Below are 2,586 nucleotides of genomic sequence, written 5' to 3' on the forward strand. Positions count from 1 at the left end.
ACCAATCTTTCTGTCTACCCAACCGTTTCCCCATCCCAAGCCGACGATCGCGGCAAGTCGGCTGCGATACTCGGCACGTTCTTCATCCGCGAACTCTCGTTAACAAGGCTTACGATCCCTCGATTGCCCCGCATGACCCGGCCGTAATTGACGACAAAAACATTGGTGCGACAGAAAGATTAAAAAACGGCCCGCCTGCATCACCAAATGTTTCTGTCGCACCAATCTTTCTGTCTACCCCAACCGCATCCCCATCCCAATCCGACGATCGCGGCAAGTCGGCTGCGATACTCGGCACATTCTTTATCCGCGAACTCTCGTCACCAAGGCTTACGCCCCCTCGATTGCTCTGTCTGCCCAGCCCGTAATTGGCGACAGAAAAATTGGTGCGACAGAAAAATTAAAAACGCCCCGCCTGCCTCGCGAGATGTTTCTGTCGCACCAATCTTTCTGTCTGCCTAGCCGCGGAGTTCTTTAAGGTCGTTGGCGTTGTAGCAACGCTAAATCATGGCAGGCCAACTTGTTAGGAGTGCTGCTGTTGGTTGTTTGGTGGCGTGGTCACGGATCGCTACTGAGATGATGTCCTCAATCCGAGCTAACAGCGCCCCTACCACAAGAGAGTCCGACAAAAATCTGGACTTCGTTGTGAACCTGATGATCGCACAGCGTGTCAAATTGCCGCCAGACAGAGATATGCCGATTCATCTCCACCGGAATTGCAGAACTAACATGAAAAACTCGATCAGCTCAAACGGTATCACTACAAGAAAATTGTGCCTCCGCCGCTGGACGCGTCTAATTCATGGCCAAATCGATCTCCGTTGCGGATGTTAGCTTCCGCCATCCAAACCAGCTCCCAATCTTCACCAACCTGAACATCCACTTTGGCTTGTGCCGCACCGCGATTGTCGGCCGCAACGGCGTCGGCAAATCGACGCTGCTGAAACTGATTCAAGGGCAACTGCAACCAAGCACGGGAAGCATCGTGACGGCGGGAACGATCGCCGTGCTCAATCAATCGGTCCAGGCCGATCCGCAGTTGACGATTGCGGATCTGTTTGGGGTCGCGAATGAATTTGCAACATTGCAACGGATCGATCATGGCGTTGGCAGCGAAGCTGATTTTTCCGCAGCCGATTGGACGCTGGAAACACGTATCACATCCGCGCTCGCACGCGTTGGGCTCGCCTTCACCGCGGACCTGCGTCTTGCAGAAATGTCAGGCGGACAAAGAACGCGAGTTGGTATCGCGTCGCTCGTTTTTGCCGATACCGACTTTCTACTGCTGGATGAACCGACCAACAATCTCGATCGTGATGGACGAATGCAGGTTCTTGAGTTGCTTCAAAATTGGCAAGCTGGTGCCTTGGTGATCAGCCATGACCGTGAACTACTGGAGTCAATGGATTCGATCGTCGAACTCACGTCGCTTGGTGTTAAAACGTACGGCGGAAATTGGAGCGAATATCAATCGCAGAAGTCTCGAGAACGGCAGGCCGCCCAGCGAGATTTGGCGGAGGCCGAAAAACAGGAATCCCGTCTGGCGAAGCGGAACCAAGCCAAGGTCCAGCGGCAGTCGCGGCGGAATCGCACAGGGAAAAAATCGGCAACGAAGGGTGGGATGCCCCGAATCTTGGCAGGCGCACGAAAGGAGCGGAGCGAACAGACAACCGCGGACAAACATCTTGAATCCGTTCGTTTGCGAGAACAAGCAAACCAGAAACTGAGTGAAGCACGCGAAAAGATCGAAATCATCGATCCATTTCGAGTCGAGTTGCCGTCCACGAATCTCCATCCATCAAAATCCATCCTACGCATCGATGACGTCACGTTCGGTTTCGAGCCGGAGCGTCCGATTGTCCGTGATTTCTCGCTGACCATCACAGGGCCTGAGCGAATTTCGATTACTGGCCGCAATGGCTCGGGCAAGTCCACGCTGGTTGCGTTGATCGCGGGTACCCTGCAGCCCTGGAGCGGCACGGTGGATCGTCGGTCCGAGTTCGCGATCTTGGACCAAACCGTCAGTGTGCTGGAGATGGATCGCACCGTGCGAGAAAACTACAAGCGGATCAACCCTTCGTCGAGCGAGAATGAGTGCCGAGCCGCGTTGGCTCGTTTCAAATTTCGCAGTGATGCCGCGCTGCAAGTCGCAGCGACGCTCAGCGGCGGCGAGTTGTTGCGAGCGGGACTGGCGTGCGTCCTCGGCTGTCCCGTTCCCCCACCGCTACTGATCCTGGATGAACCCACCAATCACTTGGACCTTGAATCGATTGAAACCGTCGAATCGGGGCTAAAATCTTATGACGGCGCGATCATCGTCGTCAGCCACGATGTGTCGTTTCTAAAGTCGATTGGAGTTACGCGTGAGGTCATCCTTGAGGACGACGAATCATAAAATCAGCTTCAGTGAAGCAAGAAGAATCGGCTACGAATCGAGCGGGCAGGCAGAAATGATCGACCAACCGGATGGCTTTTATAGCGGGCGGCGCAAGTCCAATGGCATCTTCTTTGGGACTAGCCAGGTGGTTTTCGTAGCGGCGGGCCTAACCTTGCGCCCCTCTGCTCACGAAGGCCATTTCCTCTTCG

The 2,586-nt window shown here is 54.6% G+C and carries 2 protein-coding genes; both read left to right on the forward strand.

Annotated elements, in window-relative coordinates; translation table 11 throughout:
• The first annotated feature begins 802 nt into the window (after positions 1–802).
• Positions 803–2,395, forward strand: a complete 1,593-nt coding sequence (locus ABX962_RS34440; protein WP_372726184.1) for an ABC-F family ATP-binding cassette domain-containing protein — start codon at positions 803–805, stop codon at positions 2,393–2,395.
• Positions 2,376–2,586: hypothetical protein (locus tag ABX962_RS34445; protein WP_372726185.1), on the forward strand; the 211-nt coding region annotated here is incomplete at its 3' end. The genes ABX962_RS34440 and ABX962_RS34445, both read left to right, overlap by 20 nt.

The organism is Novipirellula sp., assembly GCF_041583735.1.
In the GTDB taxonomy this organism is placed as follows: Bacteria; Planctomycetota; Planctomycetia; order Pirellulales; family Pirellulaceae; genus Novipirellula.